This is a genomic window from Acinetobacter sp. EKM10A, from assembly GCF_011075215.1.
Lineage (GTDB): Bacteria > Pseudomonadota > Gammaproteobacteria > Pseudomonadales > Moraxellaceae > Acinetobacter > Acinetobacter baumannii.
Genome location: NZ_JAALLK010000002.1, coordinates 177,584 through 202,893, shown reverse-complemented (window position 1 = coordinate 202,893; position 25,310 = coordinate 177,584). Strand labels below are relative to the sequence as shown.

The following is a 25,310-nucleotide window of genomic DNA, read 5'->3' as shown; positions in this document are numbered from 1 at the left end:
AAAGATGTCTGGTGCTTTTGAATTTATCTTGGCAGGTATGTTAGTTGGCTTCTGTGTAGGTATTACAGGAGTTGGTGGTGGATCATTAATGACACCAATTTTAATTGGTCTTTTTAGGATTGAACCGCATATCGCAATTGGTACTGATCTACTTTACGCCGCGATCTCTAAGTTCTGTGGATCGATGGTTCACGCAAAAAAACTTAATATCGTCTGGCCGATTGTTTTATGGCTAGCAGTCGGTAGTATTCCTGCATCTTTTGGTACTGCGTGGGTACTTGAGCATTATTTAAGTCAGTCAACTCATTATAAAGCTGTATTAACCATGGTATTAGGCTTTATGTTGACCTTAACTGGTGTTTCCATCATTTTCCGTACTCGTATTGAAAAGTTCTTTAATAAATTCCGAAATAAAGAGAATACTCAAACTGAAAATGAGCTATTAGCTGTTCAAAATAAGCGTACCTATATTGTGATTATGGGTATTATTTTGGGTGTATTCGTAACACTATCATCAGTCGGCGCTGGTGCCTTTGGAATTATGGCACTTGTAATCATGTTCCCTAACTTACCAATGATTCGTATTATTGGTTCCGATGTCGTACATGCAGTATTACTAACCCTAGTCGCAGGTCTTGGGCATATGAGTGCCGGTAATGTCGACTTTGTGCTGCTTATGTGGTTATTAGTAGGTTCAATTCCGGCAATTATTATTGGAACCTTAATTAGCTCACGTATGCCGGAACGTTTAATCCGTAAAATTTTAGGTATTACGTTATTTGCTCTTGGTGTTAACTTTATGGTCCACCCAGTCAAAGCCAAACCAAAAGCAGCTGTGGTACAACAACAAGCATTAGTTGCTGAAAAAACAGGCAACTCGACCGAAAGATAGCAAAATCAATGGGATTTTTCCAAACTGAATTGCCATGAGATGTAGTATTTTCATAATTATTTCATGGTATATTCAGTACACAAAACAACCTTTAGTATGATCGAACCAGTGACAGCAATGACTACACATTCAAATTCCGTTTCCAAGCCAGATATCGACGACGTTAACATTAAAAGCATCCAAACTCTTGTAACACCAGCTGAGCTTAAATCAGAACTTCCGTTATCTGATGTTGCTTCACAAACTGTTCTAAAAGGCCGCGAAACTATTCGTAATATTTTAGATGGTTCAGATAAACGTTTATTTGTCGTTATTGGTCCTTGCTCTATTCATGATCCAAAAGCTGCTCACGAATATGCTGATCGCCTAAAAGCGCTAAGCGAAAAGGTTAAAGATACTTTATATCTGGTTATGCGTGTTTATTTTGAAAAACCACGTACCACAATTGGCTGGAAAGGCTTAATTAATGATCCGGATATGAATGACTCATTTAACATCGAAAAAGGTTTACGTATTGGCCGTAAACTTTTGCTTGAGTTAAATGAAAAAGGTCTACCTTGTGCAACTGAAGCACTTGACCCTAACTCTCCACAGTACTATCAAGACTTAATTTCTTGGTCTGCGATTGGTGCACGTACAACCGAAAGCCAAACTCACCGTGAAATGTCTTCTGGTCTATCATCACCAGTAGGTTTTAAAAATGGTACAGACGGCGGTTTAACTGTCGCAACCAATGCCATGCAGTCTGTTAAATATGGCCATAGTTTCTTAGGCTTAAATGAAGACGGTCAGGTTTCAATCATTAATACAAAAGGTAACCCTTACGCACATGTGGTATTGCGTGGCGGTAATGGTAAACCAAACTACGATGCTGGCTCTGTTGCAGAAGCAGAAAACGCTTTAGCGAAAGCAAAAGTGAGCAACAAAATTATGATTGATGCAAGCCACGCTAACTCGAATAAAGACCCGTACTTACAGCCGCTTGTTCTTAAAAACATTACTGAACAGATTTTAGACGGCAATAAGTCAATTGTAGGTATTATGGTTGAAAGCCATCTAAAAGGCGGCCGCCAAGATATTCCTGACAATCTTTGTGACCTTGAATATGGTAAATCAGTAACTGATGGTTGTATTGACTGGGAAACTACTGAAAAGACCTTGCTTGAAATGCATGAAGCTTTAAAAGAAGTTTTACCAAACCGCTAATTCATCTTTTTGAGATTGAAAATTAAGCCCTCATTTTTTGAGGGCTTTTTTATTTTATTGAGGTGGAATTCAACATCAAACTAAATAAAAATAACTTACGACAAAAGTAAACATCAGTACAGTTTCACCTATTTCAATCGCTGCACCGACGGTATCCCCTGTAATACCGCCAATCCTTTTTATAAACACATGTCTTAAATAAACAAGACTGATTAAAAAACCAATGATGGCAATAAGCCCTTGCCACTCCCAATACAAAGGTAATAACAGAACGAACCCAGTTATTATCCATGAAGCAGTTTTGGGTAAATAGTCTGTCAAAGAACGGCCTAAGCCTTTTTCGCGGACATATGGTGTAGTTAAAAACATAATAGATGGCACCACACGCCCAAGGATAGGAATGCATATTAAAAATAAAGATTGATGCTGTTCAATCAACACATAAATCAGTGAAAATTTGAGCAAACATATGATAACTAAGCTGAGGACTCCAATTGGACCACAACTTGGATCCTTCATGATTTGTAAAGTACGTAGTTTATCTCCAAAACCACCTACCCACGCATCGGCAGTATCTGCTAGCCCATCTAAATGCAATCCACCCGTTAGCCAGATCCATAAAGCGAGTACGATTACCGCAAGTAAAAGAGCGGGTAATTTAACAAAAATACAGGTAACAAGAAAAAGTATGCCCCCAATAATCAGACCAACTAGAGGATAAAACAGAATAGCTCGACCATTTTGTTGCGCCGTTGGTATTGTTTTTAGCTCAATAGGCAGAACAGTTAAAAATTGCAATGCTATCCAAAAAGGTGTCATATCCAAGTCTCTAACTGGTCTATATTTAAAAACAAATTGAATTATGAAGAAATAAAAATGGGAATAGCAATCCCTATTCCCATTAAAGACTTCAAAAACTGAAAATCTATTGCATTTGATAGCACTGTTTCAATTTGATGTAGTCGTAGTAAAAACTGGTTGGTGTATAACGTGCATAGTTACATGCAGATTTGAACAAAGTTTCTTTTTCGTTATAAAGCATTTTTACCAAAGTATTGCCTTGGCTATTTTGGTAAATATCCCACTGTACATTTGCCGCCATAGGTGAAACTACTTCACCACGCCATGCACTTGTCGAGTAATTATAAGTCTGGCGTAGTGGTAACGGCTGCATCATATTATGCAAATCTAAGCTAGTTGCTAAAGGAATAATAATTTCAGCATGGGCAAACCGTAAAACTGCTTTGTAAGGTTGAGCTTTATTCACTACGGCGTCAACTTGTTGGAACAGATCCTGTTTAAGTCCTTGAGCGATTTCACTGGTGACTTTATTTGATTCTGTAAAGCTTGGGCCTTTTTCGTAAAAATCATTGGCGTCATTAAATTCAGCATAAAATTTTGCGGCTTCCAAAGGCATATATTTATCAAAATCAATACCTTTTAACTCATCTTTCATACCACCAGAAATTGAATAGAGTTCATAAATATAAGCCGCTGCATCAACTGCGTTGGCAATTGTATTTTTCCCCTTACCTTTTTCTGTAATTTGCTCACCTTTCGGCGAAGTTACTGTAAAGGATCCGTTATTGCTAAAGCTATAACCCGTGGTACCAAGCTTTTTAATGAAGTCAGCTTTAAAAATCGGGCTGAGTACCATTTGGGCAGTTTTTTCAGCCTGAGTATTTTTAGATAACTCATCTAACTTTTGAGCTAAATCTTTATTATTTTCTTCAAAATCTTGATAAGCCTGACTTGCATCATAAATTTTTTGTTGGCTAACATTCAGTGGTTGAGCTAAGTCTTCGTCTGCATTCAAGCTATGAAAATAAAGTTTAAAACGATCAACGCCACCATCTTCAATACTTGGCACACTTTCACTCGATAAATTGGTATAAGACAATGGAACAATTTTATCTTTCAGTTGAGGTTGTTGTTTAATGAGTTCAGCAGTGAAAAATTTAGCACTATCTACCGCACGGTCTACTCCTGAACTTTGTACCAATATAGACGCCTGCGTATTTAAAAGAGTTGGTAAGCGCTGTAATAAGCGATCGGCAATACCGCGGTGTTCTAAAATACCAGTCATGGTTTCATTTCCATAACCGTACTGACGGATCCCTTCAACACCATAACCTAACAAAATATTCGCTTTCATCATTGCTTCTAAATCAGCACCTAATTGCTCACCTAGTGGCGTTAAGGCATTTTCAGCTTTCGCCTGTTTCCATAAATTATAAAGTGCTAAATCATATTTCAGACTTGATAAACCTCTCGAACCGTGACGTGCCACTAACTCTGTAAAAACTGGCTGGAACCCAGCCGGCGCTTGTTCATAGCTTTTTAAGTCTTGTTGAGGTTGGTAAGGCGTTTTCGTTTGATAATATTTTGATGGGTTTGTAGATGGTGCAGTTTGAGCTTCTTGATCATCATTGTTATTACAAGCCGCGAGTAATAATGATGCTGCAAGCACAGTTGTTTTAAATAAAATATTCATAAGCCAGATGTGTGATTAATAAGAAATGCCAATAGCTTAGATACTAGCAATGACAGTTCTATTACACAGGCTAAAATAACATTTTAAAAATAATAACTTACAAGTGTATAAAAATATAAAACTACTATCTTAACTTAAAAGTTACTTGACCATCTGTTTCAGAAAATTCGAGTAAATATAATTTTCCAAGCTCTGCCGGCATTTTAAGTAAGTCATCTAGAGGCTGTTGTCTGGCTAAACAAGCCAATAGCTTAATCACACCGCCATGAGTAACAACTAAAGCATGCTGTAAGTTTTGCTTTTGCATATGCTCCAGCAAATCTTGAAAGCCTTTAAGAACCCTTGTTTGAAACTGGTCTAATGTTTCTGCGCGAGGTGGACAATATTGACTTGGTTTTTGCCAAAAGTTTGCCAGTAATTCGGGTGAAGTTTCATAAATTTGCTGAGTTGAGATGCCTTCCCAATCACCAAAATACATTTCCTTTAAGTCATGATTTAGAAGTAAAGGGAGTCCAGTTGTTTTGGCCAGTTGCTCGGCAAAACAAGCACAACGTTTTAATGAAGAGCTTACAATGACATCCCATGTCTGGTCTGTAACTTGCTCAATGGTTGCCTGCATTTGCTGCCAACCTTTAGCAGTTAACTCATCATCTAAATGACCACGTAAGGTATGGCTATACTGGCTTTCTCCATGTCTAAGCAAATCAATCCTAAATTTAGCCAATTTTATTCCCGCTTACAGCCGCTTGAGCGAAGGTAGCCATTTGGTTATGTAAAGCGCAAGCCATTTTAACCAATGCTAAGGCAGTACCAGCACCACTACCTTCACCCAAACGCAAATTCATATTTAAAATCGGCTCAGCATTGAGTTCTTGTAAAATACGACGGTGTCCATATTCCGCCGATTGATGACCAAAAAGCATCCAGTCACGCACTTGAGGATTCATCCGCACAGCACATAAAGCCGCTACAGAACTAATAAAACCATCGACAATGATAGGTAAGCCCACCTGCGCACAGCGAATGTAAGCACCGACAATTGCCGCAATTTCCAAACCACTTACAGCACATAGTGTTTTGAAGACATCACCAATGACATGTTTATGATGAAGTTCAATTGCCTTTTCAATTACTTCAATTTTATGTCTTAACTGATCAGCACCAATTCCTGTACCTACTCCAGTCAATTGCTCGGCAGTATCATTTAATAAAAGGCATGCTAAAGCAGAGGCAGAACAGGTATTTCCAATCCCCATTTCACCCGCAATATAAATATCTGCTCCATTCGCTTTAGCAGTATCTACACTTTTTTTCCCTAACTCTAAGGCAGCACGGCACTCGTCAGCATTCATTGCAGCTTGTTTGGCAAAATTTGCTGTGCCGGCACGAATACAATGACGTTCAACACCTGCATATTCGTATGCTTCGCCTGCTGTACCGCAGTCAATCACTTGCAAATGAGCTTGATGATATTTGGCAATGACACTAATTGCCGCACCGCCAGTTGTGAAGTTTTGCAACATTTGACGAGTAACAGCTTGGGGATATGCAGAGATATTTTCTTCAACTACACCATGATCACCTGCAAAAATTGTGATCCATGGATGGCTAACTTGTGGATGTGCATTTGACTGTAAACTGGCAAGTGTAATTGCAATTTGCTCTAGATCGCCTAAGGCACCTGTAGGTTTGGTAAGTTGGAGTTGATGTTGCTCAGCTTGTTGTTTTGCATCTAAATTAGGTTGCTGTACAGATTCTAACCACCAGTTCATTTTTATTTCTCACCTTTTAAAATCATTGGAAAACCAGCCACACAAAACACAACTTTATCTGCAATTTGTCCTAAAGCCTGATGTAGTCTTCCTGCTTCATCGACAAAACGGCGGCTAATTTCACCAAGTGGCACAACGCCTAAACCCGTTTCATTACTTACTAAAATAATTTCTGACTCGAGTGTGGGTAAAACTCTTAACAGCTGCTCGCACTCAAATTGTTGAATATTTTGATCTTCTAAAAGTAACAAATTGGTTAGCCAAAGTGTTAAACAATCCACCAGAATAATTTGGTTAGGTCGATCAATTTCTTGCAGAGTTTTTGCTAAAAATAATGGTTCTTCAACCAAAGACCAGTGAGCAGGACGCTGATTTTGATGATGGACAATACGGCTTTGCATTTCTGGATCAAGCGCTTGTGCCGTAGCCACATAAGTGACAGCTAATTGCATAGATATGGCTGTTTGTTCAGCCAATCGGCTTTTGCCAGAACGGGCACCACCTAAAATCAATTGCAACATGAATCACCTAAAAACAAATGCTGATACGAATACAGCTGACCTTGTAAAATTTGAGCCTGATAATAGCCAAAGCTTAAATGCTCAACTTTAAGATCAAATTCAGCCTGTGTGTATTGTACAGGTAATTGAGAAATTTTTTGTAAAATCAAATTACTACTATAGTCTTTCTTATACAAACCCAATGTAATATGCGGACAGTAATCTAAAGCGGCTATTTCATTAGAAACTGTACCTAATTTTTGCCGTATGAGAGATAAGTTATTTTCGGTGTCTTGGACTTCTACAAATAAAGCACTACTAAAACTATCAACTGATCCAATTTTTAATTGAAATGGTGCAATATCTTCTTTTCTTAAAATTTCCCTTTGCTGCACAAAGTCACTAAAACAAAAGTCATCACCATGAACTTTATTTTCAGGGGTCAAGAATCCACATATAAACAGCGTGACATGATATTGACGGTGATTAGGTTCTACTAGAAATTCTGAAAAATGCGCACGCAATTGATCTAGATAATGAACTAATTTCTGATCATTAATTTCTAGATACCACAATGTGTAATTTTGACGCCCAAGGTGCCATTCGGGATAATCCCGTATAGGTGTTGGCACCATGAGTGTGGAGGGTTTTAACAGCACAGTTTTAATTCAAAATTATTCAAATTTTGTATTAAAACATGTTTGCCTTTCAATTGTTGAGGTTAATTCAATAAGCAAACTCAAACATATTGAGTTAATGTAGTTTTGGTATTGTTCGACTTAATGCCTAATGGTTGTTTACCTTGTTCAGAAAACAAATATTGGATAAGTTGAACCAATTCAGCTTCAAGCTGTCTTCTTTGAGTTGTACTCAAGTCTAGGTTCTGAATTTGTTGCTGCAGATGTTCAACAGCTTTAGTCTCTTCAATTTCTAAAAATTGAATCGCATAGGCATAACCTAAAGCAGCACCTTTTAATAAATTTTTATAAGGCAAATCATGACAAATATTCACAGCAATTGATGCCATGACACGTTCATTATGATTGAGTTTGCGTAGTGGATCTCTAGCTACGCGTTGACAAGGATCTTTAAATGCATATTCACATGAGTCTAGAAAACTTTGTGACATTCGATCCAGATCTTTTGCATAGTTAGGTAATACAATAGCAAGTCCCTGCTTCACTTCTGCAATTAAGTTCTCTCCAAATGCTTTAACTAAATGATCACCCATGGCAACACCAATAGATTCATAACCCATTAAAGATGCATACCAAGCAAGCATCGCATGTACACCATTCCATAAACGATTTTTAATGAGTTGAATGTCAGTAATTTGGTCAACCAATACCACCTGACGCAACTTTTCAAGTAAAGGACTGCCTTTCTCTACATAGATTGGCATATCAGTTTCACTATGGAACAAGATTAAATCCATGCTTTGTAAGATATGTCCCGGCTGGAAATTACGGCGCATGTTATCAACATAGATAGAAGCCTGATTTAGTTGATCTGGAGTTAGTTTATTACAGTCTTCAATTTCGATTTGGTCTTCTTGCTCCACATCTTCTAAATGCTGTTCAAGAAAATTATGCTTAATACGAAGTTGACGATATAAATTCTGATTAGAAAGTTTTGAAACCATACGGTTTACAACGGTGTCGCAAAAGTAATGCTCTTTTAAAATATGCTCGGTTACATCTTCATCGTTGGTTAACTCTAGTAGAGCTTCTTTAAGATGCTTCATAACCAAATATTTCGCACCAACCTTATTTAAAATAATTAGAAAGGTTAAAGGTTCTATACATGTTTCAAGTTGCGAATTAAAACGCGCATATAACCCTTTTGCAATTATCTTTGATTCAGGTTCGATCGCTTGCTCAGGCAAACATAATGCAATCAAACTTGAATGAGTATACATCTCTAACATTTGTTGTTCATTGTCAGAATCAACAATGGTCATATTCTCAATACGTTCATCATAAGAAAATTGCCCATAGCGAATACTATAGGTTCCAAACGCATTTACAGCTTCGCGGAAAAGACTATTTCGTGTTGACGCAATTATACGTTTTGGTTTCGTATAACCATCCCAATGCGACAAGATCTGCGCTATATAACCACCGCCAATTGCTCCAAAACCATGTATCCCAACCGTCAGTTGGTTCAGACTTTGCGGAAAAGGTTCCTGTATCTCTGGCATATCCATAACAGGAATAAACTGGTCAAGATCTGTTAAGAAGTCATACATCTGATCATAATAAAAATGCGCTTTATCTAACATTTCATCATTTGGTTCTTTAATATCTTTTAATAAAATTGTTAGGCCTTTCGATGTATGCGCTGAAGTTAAACCATTTTCCGAATCTTCAAACATAAGACACTGGTTAGCGTCTAAATGAAGTTGACTAGCCGCTTTTAAAAAGATTTCTGGATGTGGCTTCCCTTGTTCTACTTCATCCCCACAAGTAATGACATCAAAAAATTTATAAACATTTGCATTAATTAAATATTCTTCGGCAATTGCTCTACGGCTTGAAGTAGCCACAGCCATTCTTAAACCAGATTTTCTTAAACGCTCTAGAACTTGAACCAAACCTTTTTTAATAGGTACGCCGTGTTTTCGAATATGTTCTAGTTCCATCTCATCGGCACGTTTTCGAATTTCCCTATATGGAACATCTACTCCGTATAAACGTTGTGCAAGCTTTTCCGCTGTAGTCGCACTTAACCCCAAACATTGCATTAAATATTCGTGTGAAAACTCCTGCCCAATGAGTTCTTGAGATGCCTGTTGCAATGTTTGAAACCGTAATCGCTCAGTGTCAAACATTGTCCCATCCATATCGAAGATAGCTCCATGAACAGGTTTTCCATGAAAAATAAGCACGTTTTTACCTCTTTTTTGATCATGTTTTATTCAGGGTATACAAAAAATTGCTAAAAAAGGCAGGATGATAATAAATGAAACATTAGTGGTTATTTTTTAATCAAAAATATAAGCAATCTGTTACTGAGAAGAATTAAACACTCAAAAAGGTTGAACAATATAGATAATTCTGAAACTGAGTTTAAACACAAAAGTAGCAAGCCTTCCTCGCTTACTACTTTTGCTTCTTCTTTTTATGCGCTGATCATGGTTATTTTTCTTAGGTCCATTTACTGCTAAACAAACCTGCATTGTTTTTATTATGTCTTGCAGGTCTACCCATACCAGAAATTAACTCGCTTTTTGCTGTAATTTTTGTTGCGATGCCTGGTATAACTCAAAAAAACTGTCATAGAACTTTTCACGGAAACAGTAATACAACATTGCCGTTTTTTCCGGCATTGGAATTAAGCCCTGCTCTTCATAGCACATGTCTTCTACTACAGCCGCATAAGGCTTCACTGTATGATCTGGCTCTCCTACAATTCTATTTGTTGGGGAATTTTCAAAAATATAGAAATTCAATAAACGAATTGTTGGGCGCAAAAAGCCTTGACCAAAAGCAGATTTCTCCCCAAATAGTAAATGCCAACCTAAATCATTGTCTTCACCTTTATAATAACGAGCTAGGCGATCACGCTTCCCTTCATAAATTTCGGCATACCCCACGTCTTGACCATTGATTCCTACAATCATTAAACGTTGATGATCATCAGCTAGCATTTTTTCAAAATAAACTTTGAGTTCTATTTCGCTTTTATTTAATTGCCACTGAGGAATAACGTGTGGCTCATGCATCCAGCGGTGTAATAGTGGTATATCTTGAGGATACTGAACCTGACGTAATGAGTAGCTAACATCATTTTCAATATATTCAAAATAATCTGGGAGCTTTTGTGAAAGCGTAAGCATTATAACGGTCCTTGCTATGACATAACCTATAATTGATAATGATAATCATTTTTATTTAAGATGCAAGCTTATTTTTACTATTTTTTTTATTGCATAAATCATGGACAAAAAATTCAGCTTTCCCCCTACTAATATTTAAGGTACCCACTCAACAATCGAGAAAATAATTGCAACGACGATTACCATTAACCAAATAGGAATAAAATATTTTCTAAAAAAATAAAAAACAATAATTTGAAAAAAGAAAGCGGTTGTGATTATGGCAAAAAACCATGATAAGACTCCTACAGAGCTTCCTTCAAAGGAGCAATTCCAAAACAATGAACTAAGCAAAAATAATATGGTTGTTCCATATAAAATTCGTCTAGATGTACTTTTAAGCCAGCTATATTGAAGCTTTTTCTGAGCAAATTGGCTGAGCATGCATGCTTGCATCATGGCAGCAATAGCCCAAAATAATGATGCAAAGCTCATTTAGCCTCTCCTAACGTAATAAATTTGGTTTGGTAGAAGCGTAGTACTATTAAATAGAATAGCCCGAGCAGTATGAGCGCCAGATCAACACCGGCAAGAGACCAATGCACAGACTTTAGACTATTTAATAAAGAAGCTTCTGGTACCAGAACGACACTAATAACAGGAATAAGCAATAAAACAGCAGCCGTAATATATAGCATGATGATTATTCCCTTCCTTATTGAGCAGCTAAAGCTAATCAATAAGCTTAATAGCCATGCTATATAAAATGCTGAAACCTCGTATAGTTCCCTCGGCTCAAATGAAGCAGGTATAATCCGACCAACCATTAAATAAAAGGCTGAGGCAAAAGGCAGCCCTAAGAAAGTAAAAAAATTCAAATGCTGTACTAATCTATATTCAAATTTCTTTTGTTCTTTGATGCGCTTTTTTTGCCATAGTAATGCGCCTGCAACCAACATGACACATCCTATTATTCCTAAACAAGCCAAAATAAAACGCATCCAGATAGAAGCAAAGTAACCTAAATGAATCCCATAACTTGATGAACCTAATTGTGCTATTGCACTTAAATTTCGTGGCTGATTGAGTCGTTCAGCCGTATTTGTTGCAAAAATATATTGAGGAGTATTTAAGGTAATAATATTTTTATAGTTATAGTCAAATGTAATCATGCCATCGGCTGTATTAGGCTTTTGAACTTCAAATTTATCTAAAATAGCTCCAGATTCTGTTCGCTTAGGCATTTGTGCCATGAATTGATTAAAAGGTTGCATCGCTTCTGTTAAGGAAGGTTCTCGAGGTTTTGCCACCTCGGTAAACTGCATTTCATTATAGAATTTAGGTATACCAGCTTTACCATATTGTTCCGATAATCCCCACGGTAAAACTAGATAAAATAAAATCAACAGTCCAGTAAAGGCCATCACCAAATAAAAAGGAAAAGTGATAACTCCTGTTATGTGATGAAGATCTAATAAAGAACGCTGTCCTTTAAAAGCCCTAAAGGTAAAAAACTCTTTAATAATTTTCTTATGCGTAATCACACCTGTGATTAAACTAATTAATAGAATTAAGGCAACAACAGCTACAACTAAACTACCGAACTTACTTGGCAAAGGATAAAGCGTGTAATGTAGTTTGAAAAAGAAATCTCCGCCCAAAGTCTTCCGTACAGGCCCCAATAGCTCTCCGGTATTAGGGTTTTGTAGCTCTTGATGTTTCCCCTTTTTATCCTGCCATTGAAGTAGGTTCACAGGCATCCGCTCATTGGCTACTGTGACTCGCCACCTTTTAGCATTTGGTGCATGTTGGTTGAGATAGTTAAACGCAGTTTGCGCAGAATGTTGTGCAGAAGGGATTGTTTGAATATGGCTGATTGCTTCTGGCTGTGCCCAAACATTAATTTCCGTCCGAAAATAAGCAATAGAGCCCGTAAAAAAAATGAAAAAGATAACCCAAAGGACAATAATTCCAAACCAACTATGTAGTATTGCCTGAATTTGACGAAAATTCATTTAAGCCACTCCCCATTTAGCTAATAGCCAATAGCTCACTAGTAACGCTACGCCTAAGCTATTGATCATCCAAAACCATAGTTTTGATAAAATGGAACTCGTAAAGACAATATAAAAAATAAAAAAGATAAAACTGATAAATACCGAAAAATAAACATTCTCTGCTTTAGCAAAAGGTAACCATTTGGCCAAAACAAGGCTGAGCCATGAACTGTAGCAATAAGCGGCTAAACAGATAAAAAAGATCCTGCTATAGGTAAAATTAAAATTTTCTTGTTTTTTTAGATGACTCATTTAAATGGCCTTAAAAATTTAAATATGCCAGATTTGATTGAAAGAAATACCTGCTCTATACAGGCATCTCTTTCGTTAGTTGCATTAATAGTTAAAAGTATAACTTAAACCATAAGTACGGCCTTCTGCAGGGATTGCTAACAATGGATTAGCATTAGAGACGGCTGCTTGCTGAGCAAATACTGTTCGATACTGACGGTTCCACACATTATAGACGCCAAAATCTACACGACCTTTCCAAGCCGGGAAATGTGCTAATACATCCATAGTGGTATAACCTTTGATTTGCGCAGCACTATTTGCGTCATTCTCTACAGCTTTTCTGAAAGCTTCATCTTGAGTTGTTGCAAATGCGGCTAATTCACGGTCATCTTTATAAGCTTTATTTGTTCCTTTAATAGCTTGCATCTGAACACGAACACCATACCCTTCATTATTATCCCATTCAGCAAAAAGGGTTCCTTTCACTGGAGCAACCGTAAATGAGTTTAATTCATGCCATTTATTCGCCACGTCTTTATACTGACCACGGGTATATCCTAAAGTGCCACCGACCTTATAATTTTCCATAAATGGATAACTAATAGTTGCTTCCGCCCCGTATACTCTTTGATCTGTATCTACAACCTTTGCTGCACGATTGTTGAATTGGACAGTTTTATCCGAAGTATTGTAAAAACCAGTCAATCCCAGATTTAAGCCATCATCCTGATTCAAACGCCAACCTAGTTCATAACTATTTACTGTAATTGGCTGTAGATTTGCTGTTGAAACGGTATAAGTAGAAACGTCGCGCAACATACGTTGTACGTCAGGGAAACTGAAGCCCTGAGAGAAATTAGCATATAGCTGTTGTGCATCTGTAAGTTTATAAACTGCACCTAAATTAAATAACGGCTTATCATCATGTGTTGATCCTGCCGGAACCATTGTTGTCTCTCGGCTAGGAATATAAGCATCAGTATCCGCTTGAATATATTGATAACGAATACCTGCTTGCAAGTTCAATTTATCCGTAACTGCATAATCGCTTTGAACAAATGCTCCAATATTTTGAATTTCAGTGTTTGGTCCATAACCTTTACGTTGGCCTGTTGGCGTATACACTAAATAAGGATATTGAGTTGCCAAAATATCAACAAATTGCTTATCTTTTTCCCAATCATAATCAAGACCATAGGTTATTTTCATATCCCGATTGGCAATATTAAGATCGGTTTGCATAGTTGAACGTAATCCAGCTACTTCAATTTCTGATTGAGACTGGTTTACAGAAGTCACGGATTTATTTGATAGGCCATATGGGAAGAAACGTGATTTTTCATTTCTATAATATGCTTCAACATTTAGTATTTGGCCTAAAAAGTCTTGATTTTGATACTGTGAATTAACAGCATAACGCTCGGTAAATAATGGATTACTAAGCTTTAAACCTTTAATTGCCTTATAAGTTGGCGTTGTAGCATCATTACTCTTAGAGGTTGTCGGTAAATAAGAGTAATCAGGTCCGTAGTCAGTATCCTGCTTATCTTTATAGTACTGGGCACCAAAGCTCAATGTCTGAGTATCATTTAAATTGAAATTTAAACGCCCATTTACATCGATAGTATCAGTGTCCATCGTACTACCTTGCCACGGGCTTAAGGAAATTCTATCGCCATTTCCATCAAATTGAGACCCTCTACTTGTAAAATTAGCTCCTAAGAAACCATCCATATTGCCTTTATTAAATGAGACAGATTGTCCGGCTTCATAAGCTAAGCCGTCACCACGGAATGTATCCGAAGATGTAATGCCTACTTTTGTTTCAAAGCTAAGTGGTTTAGATGTATCTGCTCTTTTAGTAATAATATTAATAATACCGCCAGTAGCACCTGACCCATAAATACTAGTCGCACCCGAAATTACTTCAATGCGTTCAATCATACCAGGACTAATACTATTTAATTGACGAGAAACATCGCGAGAACCTGTTTGCGAAACACCGTCGATCATGACTAATACGTTTCGTCCACGCATTGTCTGGCCATAATTACTTGTTGTTCCACTACTTGATGCAAGAGATGGTACAAGTTGAGCAAGAATATCAGCAACTTTACGACCTGCCGTAGCTTGCTGGATAATTTGTTTCTGATCAATAGATTGAACTGTACCTGCAATCTCTGCAATATTTTTTGGTGTACGAGTCGCAGTTACTACAATCTTTTGCAATTGGGTTACTGGTTTTTGTGTTGCATTTTCACTTACCTCAGCCGTTTGAGTTACGGTTTCTGCATAAGCCTGCTGTGCAAAAATAGCCGATATGGCAAGACAACAAGGTGTCATCTTAAAAAGTACTTGTTTTGAACGTATGTGATTACGTGCTTTAACCCCAATCTTATTGTTTACATTCATTTTTTCCATTTCTCCCTAGCCCAAATGTTACTTAACGATTTTTCAAGAGGCACGACATCATACTAAATACGAACATTAATGAGAATGATTTTTATTAAAAATAATAGTCATCTATCTTATTTTTTAAAAAGAATTCATTTTTCTTATTTTGTTCATTTTGCTCAAGCATTTGAAATTCTTTTAAATATTGCTGTGCCACATCCATTTTTATTATAAATATTCCATCTGCATCCCCTACAATCAGATCTCCAGTTTGTACAATAGTATGATTAATATGAATCTTGGCATCTATTTCAACGAGACTTTCCCCTTCATTGCGAGTGGTTAAACAACTGGTTGTATGAGCAAATATAGGAAGTTTAAGTTTAAGTAAAGCCTGCCGATCTGTAATAGCACCTAAGACCACAACCCCAGCCAGACCACAGTGTATAGCGGCTACGCTCCTTTGCTCTCCCCAGCAAGCACGTTGTAGATCATATCTTGCATCAATAACGAGAACTTCATTTGGTTGACAACTCATCAAGACTTGTCTTAAACCACTCGCATTGATCGACTCAATCCGAACCGTACGTACAATCCCTACCACCTTATCTTCAGGTCTTAAGGGGAATACCTGTGGAATATATCCCTGATCAAGTACATGACCAATAGTAGAGGTTGCTATTTCTTTATATGCTGTAACAAGTGCTTTAGAAGTATCAATTTGATTCATTTTTAAATTTTCCGATTTCTTTTAAACGTAAGGGACAATTACGGCATAAGGTTTGTTCAGCCTCTTTGAGCTGAAAATAGAAACAGCATTTTTGTCTCATAAAAGTATTAAATTCTGGATGCCATCCATTCCATAAACGCATAAACGGATTTTCAGTTAAATAAAAACTTTCGGCAGTTTTTGACTTAAAGAATTGTTTTTGCCGTTCTAACCGAGACTGTATATCCGGATTTAGATTTTGCTTTGTAAAAGAATGATAAAACTGTACTACTCGAACAGCTACATTTTCCCAGAGTAATATATAAGGTACGCGACCTATTTTCGCTAACTGCTTAAATAACAGATTAAGTTGTTCTATCAAGTCATTAAACTCTTGCAAATGTATAATCTGAAAAGAATGAAAACTTGCTTGGTTTAACTGTAAAGCCCTATCCCAATGCCATTGTTCCAGCAAGTCTATAACTAATGCTGAACTATCCCATTTTACAAATGGCAAAACAGCTGCATGGCAATATAAAAAAGGTAAGATCCAACTTGTACACCAATATTTGATAAACAATGAGGTCGCACAAGTTAGATTTTTAGCATGAATACGTGTTGCAAAATCCTGTAACACCTGTCGACATACATCATCATTCAACAGACAATCTAAGGTTGTTGAACTTTCAGGTAGTATTTGAACATTTAATTTCAGACGCTGTTGCAATATAGGCAGAGTTGCGCACTTCTCTGCCTGTATTTTAAAAGACGTATTCATCGTCAGATATCACTAACAATTTAAGGCATACCAAAGGGGGTTTCGGGTTTTCCCAATTCCCGATGGCATACTACCAATCCGTGTATCTTGTTCTAGCAAAGGTCGAAGTAACTGCTTATATGGCCATTCAGGCACTTCAAATAGTAAATGTTGGAGCTGGGTCAAAATCTCTGGCTGGAAGTTTAGATTTTGAATAACTTGCTTTAACGCATGAGCAAGTACAGACCATAGATCCTTAACTTCAATTTGATAATGACTCGCTAAATTATCAACAATACACCCTAGATTAACCTGAATACCTAAAGTTTGAATATAAAATAACAGAGCCTCTACCGATTCATGATAAAGCGTATTTCTAAAATCATGTGGACTCAAATAATTAGGATCTTTTAATCCGTTTTGCTCTACCCAAGGTAAATAAATACGTAATGAATCATGATCACGGAACATCAATCCATCAAATTCGCCATTTTTCAACACAAGACATATGTTTTGCCCATGAATTTCACCCATAAGCCCTAAGCGGAATAATCGCAAATTTACATCAAAGAAACATGTACACAGTTTCTCAAACTCGATAAGTATCTGCTTGGAATTTATGTCCTTGTGTTGAAGCTGCAAAATATAATCAAAAATGGCAGGCTGATCCATAATTATATGTCCAAGACTTGCCATTGGTATAAGTTGATAAGGTTCTTGCAATAATTCAGCTGGAATATGACGGCGCTGAGCTGCCAAATGGGTAGGTTTCTCTACAAATAACCACTCATTGTCTGCTGTCCGGTCATTTTGCTTCTCGGGTAAATATGACCACCATTGTGTTTCTTCACAAAGCCATAATTTTTGTTTTAAGACAGCATCTTTTGCCTTGGCTTGCTGTAATAATTTCTGATTTTTTTCACCATTAATCATTTTCACAATAGGCAAAAATCTTAATGAACCAAGAGCTTTAATTCCTATCGGTAATTTTAGACTTTCTTCTAAAACATTTTTTGATAAGAGGCTACGCATAGACGCACTGGCATACATTCCTTTAGAGATAAAATTCAAAGGATGACAAACGCCGTCGGCAATATCATCCGCATAGAACTTGGGAAATAAATGCTCAAATTGCCAAGGATGAATTGGCATTGCAATGTGGGTTTCATTTAACCCACGTTGAAACATTTCCTGTTTTAATTGATATCGCTCAGCACGAGGAATAAAAATTTCGCTTGGCTGTTGTTTGAAAATATTTTCTACCCCTTCACCAAACATCATTTTATCTTTATGTACAGCCACCCAATGAATAGATAATTCTTGAGCGAATTCCGGACAATATTGCATATACTCTTGCTGACTGAGACCTTCTTTTAATTTGGCTAAAGGATGATATGGGCGGTCCCGATAACCTGCATATTGCTCTAAAATGCGGAATCTATGTGCCAAGCTTTGATTCAATAAATCATGTGCATTTACCCGATGCTGTTGTAATAAATGATATTGCTTTAAACATTTTTGCAGCTGCTCATAAAAGGCTTGAACTTTATCAGCACTACAATGATTAAAAAGACCTATCGCTTGAATAAACTCAAAAAGTTCTATTATCCCAATCACATTGATCTGAACATGATCATTTGTGCGTTCCAATAAAAAAACTTCTGTTTCATTAGCAAGCTTCCAGGCTTGAGTAATACCTTTTTGTACCGCAAACATGACCAAGTCTTGCCGACTCTCTTCGTGTAATAGCACAAAAGAAAATTGTTCAGACGTGTTTTTAAATACTTCTTGAAGATTTTTGCCATGTTGATTTAGCGCTGTTTGGGCAGTCGCAAAATCAAAAATAAACTGTTCAGGAATAATCGTTTCAACCAGTAGGCTATTGATAAAATCCTGTAAGATTCCTTGGTTCATTACTTGATAAACGGGCTGAAGTGCATTCATAGATAAATCTCACTTCACCTGCAATTTAAAAGGAGCTAACGGGTTATCGACAAATTTAATTTGTATACTACGATCGCCAAATAAACGCCGTTTAGTTAATGACTCAATGCGCAATTTTTCGGCAAAAACATCAAATAATTGGTAACGTGAAGCATGCTCTGGATGTTGCTGCTGGTAATTTTGGATGACTTCCGCAGCCCATTGCCAGAAATTTTTTTCTGGAAGATCAAAGTCTTGATTTAAAAATATTGCAATATCGGTTAAAGCGACAAAAAACAGACAGGCACAGCTAAAATCACGAATACCATTTAAATCATCTGTCAAAATAAATGACATACTGTTGGTTTTTGCATGCTCAGGCGGCAACTGATCGAGTTCAGGAGCCAATTCAGGGTGCGCTAAATGTGCTGGGCTATAGCGCACACCATCATGGAAGTCTTTTAAAAGAACTCGCGTTGGCCAACCTTGTTTATGTACAAGAATAATATTTTGGCCATGTGATTCAGTTGCAATTCCCTCCGCAAAAAGTAAATGAATCAAAGGAGTAATCACAACTTTCAAAAGTTGACGTGTCCATGATTCAACACCATATTGCTGTAACCATGGTGCAATTAATGCTTGCTCATCTTTTTGAACATGACTCACGCCATTTAACGGTATTGCGTCTTCACCTTCACGTAAATATTGATGCACACTTTCACGCCATAGACATCCAATTGTGCCGTAGGCCTGTTGAGCATGTGATTTTGGCAATTTAGTAAAATCCACGCTTAAGCCATACACTTCACTTAATACAGCAAAATCAAGCTCTTGGGCGGTTTTGCTCTGTTTAATTAAGCGTTGCAACCAGTCTGTAATAATTGGCCCATTCATTACGGTATGTTTAGCCAGAACACGTGAGCTTGATGTGTTAGTTAGACTCATCGACAGTTTGATATAAGGCTTTTCCGGATGCTGCAAATTAGTCATAGTGCGTAGAGATTGTTGGGCTAAATAGCGATCCTGACTTTGCCCTAAATAAACAATTTTGCCATTTAGAATTTCTTCAGCAAAAATAGAAATTAAATGGTTTTCCCATTGCCAAGGATGAACCGGAATCCAAATATATTCATTAGTTTTCAAATCACGATCTGAGAGATGTTGCAGGAATAGCTCTTGGTCTTGTGAATTCAATTGCTCCTTAAAAAATAAATCTGGCTCTATATCTTCTGAATGTTTTTTTGCAACAATGTCCTGATGCACAGCCAACCAGACCAAGGCAATTGGTTGGGCGAACTCTACCCCATAGCGTACATTGTCTTGTAAACTAAAACCTACACGTGACTTGTAACACGGATGATATGGATGACCATCCATTAAATATGATTCTAAAATATCATATGGATATTGAATTGCCGGCAAAGCATAGTGATCAAAACATGCTTGAGACTGTAAATCATGAATAAATGTTCGTTTTAATTCAAAAATAAAATCTTCAACTTTTGCTGCATCGGTTATGGTTCTAAGAATTTCATCAATAACTAAATTTAAAGTAGCAATCTGATAATGACCGTTTTCATCTTGACGAAATACATCCTGATTACGGGCGAGGCGTACCAGTTTGTAACTATATTGTCTTTGCCCTGCAGCGACATAACGAATGGCTTGGCCCTGACTATTTTGTACTTCTATAATAAAATTTTTTCCATCATATTCTGAATGAATAATATCTTCAAAAATTAAAGCTTGAAGTAATTGCTTAATAACACGTTGCTCAACATATTTTGCCTGATCCGAATTTGGACGCTGCCAAGCCTGTAAAGTATTTTGAATCACATGTGTATTTGATAAAACTGGATGTAATTGTCCCATTTTTATTAATCCTATTTCTTTAATTGGTCGATTCTGTACTGTTCAGGAAAACGCCATGCGAAAGGCAAAGTGCAAAGTATAAGAATTGCACAACACACAAAGATTTCCTGCATAGTGTGAAATGATGTAAATATTGCTTGAGTATTTAACGGCAATGATTGTTGTCTTAGCTGAAGATATAACGCGGCAATAACGACTGCCACTGCAGCAAAAATACGTCGGAATAAATTATTTAGAGCGGCCGCTTGAGTAACTAGATGCTGTTGCTGCTGGCGTAAGCTGTTCAAACCTGCCGTAGTCGATGGCATATAAGAAAGTCCCATTCCTAAGCCATGTAATATCATACAAAACACAATGAACCAGACATTTTGTACAGGTGCCCAAGCAAGCAAAAGAAAAGAAGCCACAGTAATCATTAGTCCAAGAGACATGATTTTTGCAGCACCGTAACGATCTAGATATTTTCCTGCAGGTTGACTACAAATACCGGTAACTACTGCACTGCTCATTAGCGCAAAACCAGTCCAAAGCGGGCTTAACTTTAGAAGGTGCTGTATCCATAGTGGAATGAGCAACATGCCAATAAATAAGCCTACTGTTTGTGCCACACAAATGACTAAGCTGTAGCGGAAACCCTTCGTAGCAAACAAAGCTGGCTCGATTAATGGCATAGACTTATTCTTTTGTACAAAAATAAATCTTATAAAAAGCAGCATACTTAGAACTAAAAGCGCACCATATAGAGGTTGAAGTAAGTCCTGAATTTGATGGATTTGGCTCAGTGTCCCAAGTAATAAAACTATGCTTGAACCGAGAAAAAAGAATCCTGCCCAGTCAAACTCTTGCTTATTGTCCCCTTGCTCTTTAGGTAGAAAAACATAGCCTAAAATTAATGCCAGACAAGTAACAGGTAAATTGATAAAAAATAAGGCCTTCCAATTAAGCCATACCAAAACCAGTGCTCCGAGCATAGGCCCAACTGCTAAGGTTAGCATGATCATGGCACCCCATAATCCTGTTGTACTTCCCCGTTGTTCACTGGGCGTAACTGAAAAAATTAGTCCAAGAGATAATGGAATCATTAATCCGCTACAAAAGCCTTGCAGAGCTCTAGCAATCAACACCGATTCAAACTGATTAAATAAACCACCTACTGTAGAAGCCAAAGCAAACCCCAATAAGGCAATTAAATAAATTGATCGCTTACCAAAACGCTGGCTTAGGAACCCAGCTAAAGGCAAACTGATACTCATTGCTAATAAAAAGGCAACAACGACCCAACTTGCCCATACCTCACCTACCTGAAAATAGGACATTAAATGAGGTATTGCAGGGTTGAAACTACTGTTATTTAAACTAACCGTACCTGTACCAAGCATAACCGTCAGAAGTACGTAGCGTTGTAAACTTTGCTCATGAGGTTGAGCCGCGGACACAGAAGAACGTTCCATACACATATCCTCTGTTCAGCTTATTCAATATGCTCAGATAATTTACTTCGTGCATACGCTCCCAAAGCAGAATGATGCATTGGCCCTGATTTATTTAAGGGTCTTGAAAACTCGGTTATTTTTGAGGCTGCAATATTGCGAATAGAAACTTCTTCTTGCGCTGATGCATTCACTCCAAATTGTTGGAACGACTGAGAATGATCAAGTTTGAATAACTCTTCACCAACCAATTGATTTGCAATTGTGGCTGCCCTATATGCTCCTAAGCCTAAATCAGGTGTACCTACGCCGTGGTGATAAACTTCCATATTTTGAATAAATATAGATCCCTCACCTTGATAATTGACTTTAAAGTTTGAAGCCACCTGCCAATGGTCGGCCTGATCTCGTATGATCAAAGATTGTAAATTTTGTAGAAACTTAGGGTTTGGATAACGATAACCCGTTGCTGCAATAACACAATCAGCCTCCAGAATATAATTCTTATTTTGCTGACGGTGTTCAAAACACAACTTTGTTTTCTGGTTTTCTAAAAGCTCTGCATATTGCAGTTGATGATGTCCAGCTAACGTAACATCTATAGGCATTCCACCGATACTACGATGATATAAACGCTCATAAATATCACGTATCGTTTTACTGCTAATACCTTTATATAAATTTGCTTGTTGCGCTGGTAACTCTGCCTTTAAACCTGATGGTAAATGGTAAAAATAATGCATGTAATCCGGACTAAAATGTTCTAAACCGAATGGTGTATTTTCCATGGGAAAGAAACCAGCAGAACGGGTTAACCAATAAAGATGAAAGTCTGGTGTAGTTCGACCATTCATATACTGACGATCAAATAGATCTAAAAAAATCTCTGCTGCTGACTGCCCAGAACCAATTAAAATTACATTTCCTGATAACTTCAGAGAGCTGTACTGTAAATATTCTGATGAATGCAGGCAGGTTCCTGATTTTGAATAAATCTGTTGTAAGCTTTCTGGCAAATGTGGAGTTGTACCCACTCCCAATACCAATTGTCGAGTACGATAATGTTGGTGGTGCCCATTACACACTACCTCCACATCAAATCCACCTATAATCGGTTTAATGTCCAGCACATGGCTACTAAACTCAATATGGTTAAGTTGTTCTACAACCCATTGACAATAATGATTATATTCCTGACGCGGTATATACAAATTTTCTCTAAAATAGAATTTATATAAACGTTGATGGTGTTTTAAATAATTTAAAAAACTAAAAGGGCTGGTTGGCTCAACCATACTAACTAAATCAGCCATAAAAGGAACTTGTAACATCGCATTGGGCAATTGCATACCAGCATGCCAGTCAAATTTCTCACGCTGATCAAAAAAGCGATATTGCAGCCCGCTTTTATCATGTAACAAACTAGCCAGACTTAAATTAAACGGCCCCAGTCCAATTCCAATAAAATCAAGCATAGCTCACATCCTTCTGTTCAACGTACAGTGGATTTGGTAGCTGCACATACACGGACTGATGTTCTAATGGAGCAATAAGCTCATCTAATTCATGTAAACGTGTAAGTAAATTGCCTTTATACGGTAAAGAATCGTTAAACAATAAACCCTGTAATAATGTACTATCTGGATATTGCTCTAATAATTGAAGTAAATTTTGTTGCAAATGGATTAACAGTTCATCTTCAGAGATATAGCCAGTTGCTCCAATTGCATTAATCAAACCAAATAAAGTGTTGCCAAAGAAATAATAACTAAAGCGTTCATCCACAAAATCTTTAGGACCAACCGCATGAGCTTTTTCTAGTAAATCTGGTAATGCTTCTACAATTTCAGTTGCAAACTCTTCAATATAATAAAAGCCTTGGTTGTCACGTAACCAGAGATTTTTCGGTAAACCATCTTCTAGCTCAAGTAATACATTTTGTTGATGCGATTCAAAAGCCATACCGTATTTATGATAAACATACATTAACGGAGCCAAGCCAATCTTCAAGAAATGATCAAACCAATCCAAAGCAATTTCTTTAAAATTCGTTTGTTGATTTTTCTGAGCAATTTGGTCAAATAAAGCATTAAAACGATTTAACTCTTTATTTGGATGGTCTTGGCATAAAGATGCAATACAAGTGACTTGTTGCTGTACTGCAAATGGTTGATCACGGAAAATACAAATTGTCTCGTTAATAATCTCGCCGTCTATTTGCAGAGCTATCCAGGCTGGATCATTAACTGCTTTCAATGTTGGACACTGTTTTAATATTTTTTTACCTAAATCACTATGCCATAAACGATAAGAAATTTCGCCACGGTGACACTCCTTTGCCAAATTCACTCGAATTGAATTAGTGATCATGACTGATAGTGAAGTTTTAACCATCCAAGGGGCGTTAAAACTTGCCAAGGTCCGAATTGATGTAGTCGGTGAAAATTGCCATCCACGTAAACCGATATCAATTAACTGTCCTGTTTGTTTTAATTGCTCAAACCAAGGTTTACCTTGTAAATAACGGGCTTGCCAAGGATGTAGTGGCAATAATTTAAATTCAACATGAGTCTTTAACAGGTTTAAATCGCTTTCGGACAAATACCAACGGATTGCGTCTTTAACTTGATCTGAAATTGGCTGCTCAGTTGCACAACCTTCAGCAATATAATTCTGATGAACAAGCCAATAATGTAACTGAGTTTTTCCAGCATGTTCAGGTGAAAACTTCAACCAATCTTCATGAACAAAACCATTCCGGCTTTTAGGCGCTGGGTGCATACTATGACCCAAAATTAATGCCTGTTCGCTTTCAATAAAATTCTGTCCAGCCTTTACTAAATCATCGAAATCATTGTGGCGTTGTTTTAAGAATTGTAGTAGCGCGTCCCGGCTTTGTATCCATTTCTCTAACAATGAAGCAGCATCTAATTTGAATCGAGATTCAATAACCAACTCTTCAAGTAAAAGACTAACAATGGTTCCTGCACTGAATTTTTGCCATTGACCATCAATACACATTTTCGGTAAAGCAGCGAGACGATGGCGTCCTACACGACTCACATAAGATAAAGGTACAGAACATTCTGCTTGTATAGAAGGAAGAGGAAGAGTTAACAGCGTCAAACCAGAGCTAAACGCTTGTTGAGTTGAACTTTGTTGGTCAAAAGAAAGTAAATATCCTTTGCCAGTCTCTTGCATATAAGCGTTGACGAAATTTTGTATCGCCAATCGGTTGGCAAGTTCTTGCATC

21 protein-coding genes are annotated in these 25,310 nt (G+C 37.2%); 2 read left to right on the top strand and 19 right to left on the bottom strand.

Annotated features, from left to right (window positions below; all coding sequences use genetic code 11):
• The first annotated feature begins 4 nt into the window (after positions 1-4).
• Entirely contained in the window at positions 5-892 is an 888-nt protein-coding gene (locus G9371_RS03800) for a sulfite exporter TauE/SafE family protein (RefSeq protein ID WP_029424343.1), read from the top strand.
• A 96-nt stretch (positions 893-988) separates the two neighbouring features.
• Positions 989-2,098, top strand: a complete 1,110-nt coding sequence (locus G9371_RS03795) for a 3-deoxy-7-phosphoheptulonate synthase (RefSeq protein ID WP_000572397.1) — start codon at positions 989-991, stop codon at positions 2,096-2,098.
• Between the two features lie 75 nt (positions 2,099-2,173).
• Here the strand turns inward: G9371_RS03795 and G9371_RS03790 are convergent, their stop codons facing one another.
• From G9371_RS03790 to G9371_RS03700, 19 genes are all read right to left on the bottom strand, one after another.
• Complete coding sequence (locus G9371_RS03790; RefSeq protein WP_029424344.1) at positions 2,174-2,917, bottom strand: adenosylcobinamide-GDP ribazoletransferase; 744 nt, start codon at positions 2,915-2,917, stop codon at positions 2,174-2,176.
• 106 nt (positions 2,918-3,023) lie between these two features.
• Complete coding sequence (locus G9371_RS03785) at positions 3,024-4,592, bottom strand: histidine phosphatase family protein (RefSeq protein WP_029424345.1); 1,569 nt, start codon at positions 4,590-4,592, stop codon at positions 3,024-3,026.
• 124 nt (positions 4,593-4,716) lie between these two features.
• Positions 4,717-5,316, bottom strand: coding sequence for a histidine phosphatase family protein (locus G9371_RS03780; RefSeq protein ID WP_029424346.1), 600 nt, complete (start codon positions 5,314-5,316; stop codon positions 4,717-4,719).
• Positions 5,309-6,364 (bottom strand): nicotinate-nucleotide--dimethylbenzimidazole phosphoribosyltransferase, encoded by a 1,056-nt coding sequence (cobT, locus tag G9371_RS03775; protein WP_029424347.1) that lies wholly within the window; start codon positions 6,362-6,364, stop codon positions 5,309-5,311. The genes G9371_RS03780 and cobT overlap by 8 nt, the downstream gene beginning before the upstream one ends.
• Before the next feature lie 2 nt (positions 6,365-6,366).
• A complete protein-coding gene (gene cobU, locus G9371_RS03770; protein ID WP_000939712.1) occupies positions 6,367-6,885 on the bottom strand; it encodes a bifunctional adenosylcobinamide kinase/adenosylcobinamide-phosphate guanylyltransferase in 519 nt (172 codons plus the stop codon).
• Entirely contained in the window at positions 6,873-7,499 is a 627-nt protein-coding gene (locus tag G9371_RS03765) for a 2'-5' RNA ligase family protein (protein WP_000249284.1), read from the bottom strand. The genes cobU and G9371_RS03765 overlap by 13 nt, the downstream gene beginning before the upstream one ends.
• Positions 7,500-7,603: 104 nt before the next feature.
• Positions 7,604-9,751, bottom strand: a complete 2,148-nt coding sequence (gene mtlD / locus G9371_RS03760) for a bifunctional mannitol-1-phosphate dehydrogenase/phosphatase (protein WP_032009290.1) — start codon at positions 9,749-9,751, stop codon at positions 7,604-7,606.
• Between the two features lie 330 nt (positions 9,752-10,081).
• Positions 10,082-10,702 (bottom strand): GNAT family N-acetyltransferase, encoded by a 621-nt coding sequence (locus G9371_RS03755; RefSeq protein WP_029424349.1) that lies wholly within the window; start codon positions 10,700-10,702, stop codon positions 10,082-10,084.
• A 135-nt stretch (positions 10,703-10,837) separates the two neighbouring features.
• The gene (locus G9371_RS03750; protein WP_000006582.1) at positions 10,838-11,176 is read right to left on the bottom strand and encodes a hypothetical protein; all 339 of its coding nucleotides are present in this window, start codon (positions 11,174-11,176) and stop codon (positions 10,838-10,840) included.
• Positions 11,173-12,696 carry a PepSY-associated TM helix domain-containing protein gene (locus G9371_RS03745; RefSeq protein WP_005135331.1) on the bottom strand — a complete coding sequence of 508 codons (1,524 nt, stop codon included), beginning with the start codon at positions 12,694-12,696 and terminating at the stop codon, positions 11,173-11,175. The genes G9371_RS03750 and G9371_RS03745 overlap by 4 nt, the downstream gene beginning before the upstream one ends.
• Positions 12,697-12,990, bottom strand: coding sequence for a hypothetical protein (locus G9371_RS03740; RefSeq protein WP_000018790.1), 294 nt, complete (start codon positions 12,988-12,990; stop codon positions 12,697-12,699).
• Positions 12,991-13,074: 84 nt separating this feature from the next.
• Positions 13,075-15,393, bottom strand: coding sequence for a TonB-dependent receptor (locus G9371_RS03735; RefSeq protein WP_029424350.1), 2,319 nt, complete (start codon positions 15,391-15,393; stop codon positions 13,075-13,077).
• A gap of 85 nt (positions 15,394-15,478) precedes the next feature.
• Positions 15,479-16,096: an RraA family protein gene (locus G9371_RS03730; protein ID WP_001071705.1), complete on the bottom strand. Its 618-nt coding sequence runs from the start codon at positions 16,094-16,096 to the stop codon at positions 15,479-15,481.
• Positions 16,083-16,853 (bottom strand): (2Fe-2S)-binding protein, encoded by a 771-nt coding sequence (locus tag G9371_RS03725; RefSeq protein WP_029424351.1) that lies wholly within the window; start codon positions 16,851-16,853, stop codon positions 16,083-16,085. Before G9371_RS03725 ends, G9371_RS03730 begins: the two co-directional genes overlap by 14 nt.
• A gap of 12 nt (positions 16,854-16,865) precedes the next feature.
• On the bottom strand, positions 16,866-18,776 hold the full coding sequence (locus G9371_RS03720) for an IucA/IucC family protein (RefSeq protein ID WP_165471254.1): 1,911 nt from the start codon (positions 18,774-18,776) through the stop codon (positions 16,866-16,868).
• A gap of 9 nt (positions 18,777-18,785) precedes the next feature.
• Entirely contained in the window at positions 18,786-20,627 is a 1,842-nt protein-coding gene (locus G9371_RS03715; RefSeq protein ID WP_029424353.1) for an IucA/IucC family protein, read from the bottom strand.
• Positions 20,628-20,638: 11 nt separating this feature from the next.
• Complete coding sequence (locus G9371_RS03710; RefSeq protein WP_029424354.1) at positions 20,639-22,078, bottom strand: DHA2 family efflux MFS transporter permease subunit; 1,440 nt, start codon at positions 22,076-22,078, stop codon at positions 20,639-20,641.
• 20 nt (positions 22,079-22,098) lie between these two features.
• Positions 22,099-23,532: a lysine N(6)-hydroxylase/L-ornithine N(5)-oxygenase family protein gene (locus tag G9371_RS03705; protein ID WP_029424355.1), complete on the bottom strand. Its 1,434-nt coding sequence runs from the start codon at positions 23,530-23,532 to the stop codon at positions 22,099-22,101.
• A complete protein-coding gene (locus G9371_RS03700) occupies positions 23,525-25,309 on the bottom strand; it encodes an IucA/IucC family protein (protein ID WP_029424356.1) in 1,785 nt (594 codons plus the stop codon). The genes G9371_RS03705 and G9371_RS03700 overlap by 8 nt, the downstream gene beginning before the upstream one ends.
• Between the last annotated feature and the right edge of the window lies 1 nt (position 25,310).